This window comes from Treponema sp. UBA7567 (assembly GCF_002476655.1).
Classification (GTDB): Bacteria; Spirochaetota; Spirochaetia; order Treponematales; family Treponemataceae; genus Treponema_D.
Map to the genome: position 1 here is coordinate 23,738 of NZ_DLLH01000069.1, position 7,146 is coordinate 30,883.

4 protein-coding genes are annotated in these 7,146 nt (G+C 41.7%); 3 read left to right on the forward strand and 1 reads right to left on the reverse strand.

Annotated features, from left to right (window positions below; all coding sequences use genetic code 11):
* Positions 1-1,196 (forward strand): 30S ribosomal protein S1 (locus B3Y13_RS08665; RefSeq protein ID WP_349681367.1); only part of this gene is annotated, 1,196 nt, incomplete at its 5' end.
* A gap of 2 nt (positions 1,197-1,198) precedes the next feature.
* On the forward strand, positions 1,199-2,563 hold the full coding sequence (locus B3Y13_RS08670) for an RluA family pseudouridine synthase (protein ID WP_296693986.1): 1,365 nt from the start codon (positions 1,199-1,201) through the stop codon (positions 2,561-2,563).
* 267 nt (positions 2,564-2,830) lie between these two features.
* Here B3Y13_RS08670 and B3Y13_RS08675 read toward each other — a convergent pair whose 3' ends face one another.
* On the reverse strand, positions 2,831-4,939 hold the full coding sequence (locus tag B3Y13_RS08675) for a methyl-accepting chemotaxis protein (RefSeq protein WP_296669034.1): 2,109 nt from the start codon (positions 4,937-4,939) through the stop codon (positions 2,831-2,833).
* A gap of 1,274 nt (positions 4,940-6,213) precedes the next feature.
* Here B3Y13_RS08675 and B3Y13_RS08680 point away from each other — a divergent pair.
* Positions 6,214-6,978 carry a DUF4469 domain-containing protein gene (locus tag B3Y13_RS08680; protein ID WP_296693989.1) on the forward strand — a complete coding sequence of 255 codons (765 nt, stop codon included), beginning with the start codon at positions 6,214-6,216 and terminating at the stop codon, positions 6,976-6,978.
* Positions 6,979-7,146: the final 168 nt, after the last annotated feature.

The following is a 7,146-nucleotide window of genomic DNA, read 5'->3' on the forward strand; positions in this document are numbered from 1 at the left end:
ATAGTGGCAGGTCGTGCGCAGGAGCGCACAATAAAAAACCGACATTCAAACTAAAAAAAAACAAATTTAAAAAGGAAAGCAAAAAAATGACGCAATTCAATACAGGCGATGAAATCGAAACAACAGTTGTGCAGATTTCTGGCGACACAGTTTTTATTGACCTCGGACTAAAAAGCGAGGGTTTTGTAGACAAGGCAGATTTTACCGATGAAAACGGAAACTGCACTGTAAAAGAAGGCGACAAGGTAAAAGTCTATTTTGTAGGCTCAAGCCGCGATGAACTCCACTTTACGACAAAAATCAAAGGCGAAAACGCAGGGCTCCAGATTCTCGAAAACGCTTTCAATAACGCGCTTCCAGTCGAAGGACACGTAGAAAAAGAAATCAAAGGCGGTTTTGAAGTAAAACTCGGACAGACACGCGCATTCTGCCCTTACAGCCAAATGGGCTACAAAAACCGTCTGGAGCCTTCAGAATACATTGGAAAAACAATGACATTTTTAATCAGCGAATTCAAAAATGAAGGAAAAAACATCATTGTTTCCAACAGGAAGCTCGAAGAAGAAACAGAAAATGCGAAGGTAAATGCGCTTTCAGGAAAACTAAGCGAAGGAAACATCGTAAGCGGAACAGTAAAATCAATCCAGTCTTACGGAGCATTCGTAGATATTGACGGTTTTCAGGCTCTTCTTCCAATCAGCGAAATCAGCCACCAGCGCGTAAATGACATTTCTGAGTTTTTGAGTGTCGGACAGAAAATCGAAGCAAAAATAATAAAGGCAGACTGGAACACGCAGCATCCAGACCGCTCAAAGGTAAGCTTGAGCCTTAAAGCCCTCGAAAAAGATCCATGGGAAAGCGTAACAGAAAATCTAAAGCCAGGACAGAAAACAAGCGGAAAAATCGCACGCATCACAGGCTTCGGTCTTTTTGTAAACCTTTTGCCAGGAATCGACGGTCTTGTCCATATAAGCGAAATCGAAGACGTAAGCGCAACAACAAACTTGAGCAAAAAGTTTAAAGTTGGAGAAGAATTTGACGTAGTTGTTCAAAAAATCGATGCCGCAAACAAGAGAATATCTCTTTCTCCGGCAACTTCGGCAGAACAGGACAGCGAAGCAGAAACATATCTTGAATCTCAAGATTCTGACGACGGAGATACCTATAATCCGTTTGCAGCCCTCTTAAAAAAATAAAGTTGTTTCCTCCATTTGAACAAGAAAAAGCCGCCGGCGTAGTTTTAGACATCTTGAAAAAACTCGGCGGCGGCTCGATAACTTTGCTCCGCAACTCAAAACCTTCTGACGAACGGAACAGTTCTCTCGTGATGCTCGGTGTGCTCGTCTGCAAAAAAACAGACGCAAAAGAAGGCGAATTTGTAAATCTGATTGCAGTTTCGGGCATAAGCTGCAGTTTAAGAGGCGAGCTTCCGGGAATCTTTGTTGAGCCAGTAGTTTCCAACGAGCAGATTCAAAAGGCCCTGGAAGAAAACGACCTTGAAATTCACGAGCTTACGGACAAAATAAAAAAAGAGGTTTTGCCTCAAAAGCAAGCAGAATTAAAAAAACAGCGCGAAAAACTCTGCGACGCTTCTCTTTTAAAAGTTTTTGACAGATACTCATTCTGCTGCGCAGACAAAAAAGAGCGCAAGCTTTTAGATATTATAGATTACCAAAAGACAAAAAAACTTCCGCCCACAGGAACAGGCGACTGCTGCGCTCCAAAACTTTTAAGCTACGCCTTTAAAAACTCGCTTGTTCCTCTCAGCATGGCAGAAACAAAAATACATTTTGCCCTAAAAGGCAAAACAGCACAGATTGAACATCCCGGCAAAAAAACAGAGCTTTACCCGCCCTGCGACAGCCGCTGCTCCCTTGTTCTTCCAGCAATCTTAGGCCTTGAAATTTTATACCGCGACAGCGACATAATAGTAGTAAACAAACAAAGCGGAATTTTGAGCGTTCCCGGACGAGGCCCGGAAAAACAGGACTGCATAGTAAACAGAGTAAAAAAACTTTTTCCAGACTGCATAGAACAGCCTTCAGTGCACAGACTGGACATGGAAACAAGCGGACTTTTAGTGCTCGCCTTTACAAAAGAAGCGCACAGAGAATTAAACCGCCAGTTTGAAGCAAGGGAAGTTCACAAAAAATATATTGCCCTCATAGACGGAATTCTTGCAAAAAAGGGAATAGAAAAGAGCGGAACTATGGAACTGTTTTTCCGTCTGGATATAGAGAACAGGCCTCATCAAATATGGGACAGAGAAAACGGCAAAAGCGCAGTCACACAGTGGCAGATAGAAAACGTTGAATACTACACCGCTCCGGACAAAAGCCGGCGCCCCGTAACCAGGGTAACCTTTATTCCGCACACAGGACGCACACACCAGCTTAGACTTGCGGCGGCAGACATCCACGGATTCGGGCTTCCAATCATAGGAGATACACTTTACGGCCGCTGCGAAAAAGGCGAAAGACTATTGCTGCACGCCTCGGAACTTTCTTTTACACATCCGCGCACAAAACAAAAGATGGACTTTTTATGTCCGCCGGAGTTTTAACATTATTTTTATCAGACAGCTAGGAACAGAAAGACTAAATACCCTTAATTTCGAATTTTATAATTTAATGTCATTATCGGGCTTGACCCGATAATCTATTGAAACTTTGCAACAGATTACGATGCCAAGCACGGCAAAGTCAACTTTGTTAGCATTGGGCTGAAAATTTTGCAGTTGTTTTATCAAAAGCCGATGAGCCCTTACGATGGCTAAAAACAGTTGCATGCCCCCTGCCATTTACACAGTTTTATGACAGGGGCTTAAAAATCAAACGCTAAACTGGTCAATTTGATCCGCAATTTTTGAAATGGAACCTTTTACCTTTGAAGATATTTCGCCAAGCGCGGCTCCTGTTTCGTTTATCTTCTTTGCGCCGATTTCCATTTCGTCCATGCTTTCCTTCATAACCATTGTGGCATCCTGAAGCCGTTTTACTTCCTCAAGAATCGCCTGGTTTCCGGCAGACATTTCAGAGGATGCGTTGCGCACTTCAGAAGAACTGTCGTTCATAGAATGAAGAGCTTCGTTTATCTGCTTAGAGCCTTCCGCCTGTTCTTCCATTGCCGATTTTATCTGAAGAACAAGCTGGTCTGTGTCCTTGATTTTCTTTGAAACGCTTTCAAATGCGACACTGGATTCCGCAGAAGAAGATACAACTTCGTTTATAGATTCGTGAATGTTGTTCAGCTGCAAACCAATTGTCTTTGACTGCGCAGTAGAAGTTTCAGAAAGCTTGCGGATCTCGTCTGCAACAACGCTGAATCCTTTTCCGGCTTCGCCTGCGTGCGCGGCCTCGATTGCGGCGTTCATGGCAAGAAGATTTGTCTGGCTTGCGATTGAAGAAATTGTTGCGTTCGCTTCTTTTAGCATAGCGGACTGTTTTTCAATCTTTTCTATCTGCTCGTTTACAATCTGCTGTTTTGAAAAACCATTTTGAGTATCCGACTGAAGCTCCTCAAAAGAAGAGACCATCTTGTCAACCGACTTATTTACAGAAGAAATGTTACCAAGCATTTCTTCAACTGCGGCAGATGCCTGTGTTATGCCGGCGGTTTGATTTTCAATCATTTTTTCAAGTGAAGAAATATTTGAAGCGATTTCGTTTACAGCTCCAGCAGTTTCTTCAACGCTTGAACTTTGATTAACAATCTGATTTCTTACGCTTCCAATGTTTGCAATAATTTGCGTAATAGCGCTGGTTGCGTCCTGAGTGCTTTCTTCAAGAACTTCGCCGGCATTGCTCAACTCGCTTTTGGAAGTTTTTACATCGGAAATGATTTCATGCAGCTTGCCAACGAATTTATTGAATCCTTTTACAACAAATCCGATTTCGTTGTTGGAATTTATTTCAATTCTTTGTGTAAGGTCGGCGTTGCCAGAAGCGATTTTTGTTATTGCCCCGTCAAGTTTTTTCAATGGTTTTATTGCGCGGTACATAAGGAAGCCTGCTATGCTTACAAGAAGAATCGCGCTTATAAGAGAAAGCAAAGCCATCTGCCCCATCATTAAAGAAATTGAAGAATATATTTCCTTCTGCTGAATTGAAACTGCCATTGACCATGAAGTGCCTTCTACCGGCGTAAAGCTTACAAATTCAAGGTCGTCATAAATTCCTTTTAGCCAGGCGTGCCCTGTTTCGCCGTCCACCATCCGCTGGGCAAGCTCGCCCATGTCCTCGTGTCCTACAGAATAGCCTGTAAGGAAGTTGCGCTTATTTATCCAGTCCTTGTTCGGATGGGAGATTACAGTTCCGTCATCGGCAAGAACGAATGCGTATCCTGTGTTTCCAACTTTTATATTGCTGATAATCTCGCCCAAATGCTTTGACTGCATTACTCCCGAAAAAAGACCTATGTTTTTTCCGTTGCGCACAATCGCGCGTGTTACGTGAATTACAGACTGCCCCGTTGTTCTTGAAACCACAGGATCATCAATAAAACTCGTCTTTCCGTCCTGCATTATCGCCTTGAAATAAGGACGATCGGCAATATCAATGGTTTTTCCTGTGTCTGTATAGGCGGTTCCGTCCGGGCCTGCAAGCATTATGTAGTCAAACTCGGATATACGCTGATCTTCCTGAGAGACAAGCCATTGGCGCATTTCGTCAAAAGTTCCTTCCAGAGCCATGTCCGAATTCACATAGAAATTCATGGCATAGAAATAGGCTTCTATCTTTTCTGAAATTACCTGCGAATAAGCCGCCGCCACAACTGCGTAGTCGTTCGCAGAATCCTCAAGTGTGGATTTTTTTGTAATTTCTCCTGTTATAACAATCTGCAGAAAATTAAAACACACAATTGAAAGCCCTACAAAAAGAACAAGCCGAATCACAAGGCTCTTGCGTTTTTCGGTATTTAAAACAGTTTTTTCTTTCATGATAAAATATTCTCCTTTGAGTTTGTCTTTATAAGAAAGTCTAAAAGGCTAAGATTGATTATACATCAGGATATGTATTCTGTCTAAAAAAAATTATTTTGATGTGCATTTTAATTTTTACAATTCCATAGCAATGCCAGCAAAACTGTCATTGCCCGGCTTACCTTTTTTCTGTCATTGCACGGTTTACCTTTTTTCTGTCATTGCACGGTTTACCTTTTTTCTGTCATTGCCCGGCTTGACCGGGCAATCTTTAAATAACTGTCATTGCTGTGCTTGACACGGCAATCTGTTTGCAGTGGGATTATCGGGTCAAGCCCGATAATGACAGTAAAATTCGAAATTGAACTTAAGAATATATGCCTAATTTAAAAGACTATCGGAGCAATATTATAGCATAAAATTATTTATTTTTGTAGCTAATGGCTTGAATGCCGAATTTTGACAAGCTGTAACTCGCACACACTTGCGGCTGTAAGAAGAACACTTGAGCGGCTGCAAGAAACATCCCCTGTGTTACTGTAAGAAGCTCAGCCGCGCGACTGCAAGAAGCACACCCTGTGCTATTGCAAGAAGCTCAACTGCGCAACTATAAGAAGCACACACGCGCTTCTTGTAAAAAGCACACCCTGTATTACTGCAAGAAGCATACCCTGTGCTACTGTAAATAGCTCAACTGCGCAACCGCAAGAAGTTCACTTGCACGGCTGCAAGAGACGCACCCACGCGACTGCAAGAAGCTCAACTGCGCGACTGCAAGCAGTTCAGTTGCACGGCTGCAAGCATTATGCTCACGCGTCTGTAAATCGCGCGTCCGAACGTCTTCTTATAACAAAAATGCTTGCCTTGGCTATCTTATTTTGGCAAAAAAAAGAATGTTTTTTCTAAAAAACATTGCGCTTTGCGAGTTTACGGCTGCAAATTCATAAAATTTTAACAAATCTATAACAAAAACTTAAAAATTTTGCATTTTTTACTTGATGATTTCATAGATTTATTATTAACTTTATTGTGGGAATAAACGAGAAAAAATCTTATATTTCCCATACTAAAACTATCGGAGGAACCTAAATTGAAAGAAGAAAAAAAGACCATCTAACTGACTGCCATCAGATAAATGGTCTATAAACAGCGCTGCGGAATATCCACAGTTGTAAGTCTACTGTTACATCATAAGAATATTCTGCAGTTTTTTCAAGTCAATAGAAAAGTAACTGGCGTTGCCAAAACAACTATTGCCAACTTAAAATTCTAACCTTAAAAAAAAAGGAATTATGATTATGATAAACATTGATTCAAAACGCAACACAAATTTTGCAGTCACATTGACTCCTTGCAACTTTAAAGAAAACACATACATTGCGCGTGTTCCAAGAAAAACCATCACAACAGACCAGATTTTAGACCTTATCGCCGCCCATAACCAGGGAATAGACCGCTATCAAGTCGGGCATGCAATGGAGCTTCTAAAAAAAGAAATTCTTGAGCAGGCCAAGCTTGGATTTGCGGTAGACATTATGGAAATCTGCAAGCTCTACATTGCCCCAATCAGTTCAGTGCAGTCTCTTAATCCAGAGGCCGAATCCATAACAGGCTTTGAGGCAAGATTTTCAACAAACGAAGAGCTGCGCGAAACCTTAAAGGAAATTACGGCCGCTGTTTCTACAGTGGTCGATTCTGCTCCTCAGATTACCCAGATAGAAAACCCTGTTTCCGGCTATGCGGAAGGCGTTCTCAAGGCAACGTTCAGCGCAAGGATTAAAGGGAAAAAACTTAAAGTTGGAGGCGAGAACAGCGGCATATTCTTTATACCTCTTCTCGAAGACAACTCTGCAAACAAGGACGAGCAGGAATGGATAAAGGTTCCTGAAGAATTTATTACGACAAACAGTCCAAAAATGCTTGAATTCCATCTTCCGCGCAACCTTGCCGCAGACAAAAAGTATTTTATTGGAATTAGAACTTCTATCCGCGGTACTCAGGAATTAAAAAACGCAGTTACGGGTTTTAGCAAAATTACTGTAACAATAAAAGAATAAAAAAATGCAAAGTCAGCGGACTTTTTTATCCAGGCTGGCTTTGCATTTTTGTTTTTATTTAGCCAAAACTTCGAGTTTTATAATTTAATGTCAGTATCGGGCTTGACCCGATAATCCATTGGAAATTTTCAGTAGATTGCCGTGTCAAGCACGGCAATGACAGCCTTG

Bases quoted from the DNA above. Each gene is read 5' to 3' on its own strand.
- B3Y13_RS08680 (WP_296693989.1), top strand. From the start codon at position 6,214: ATGATTATGATAAACATTGATTCAAAACGCAACACAAATTTTGCAGTC.
- B3Y13_RS08675 (WP_296669034.1), bottom strand. From the start codon at position 4,939: ATGAAAGAAAAAACTGTTTTAAATACCGAAAAACGCAAGAGCCTTGTG.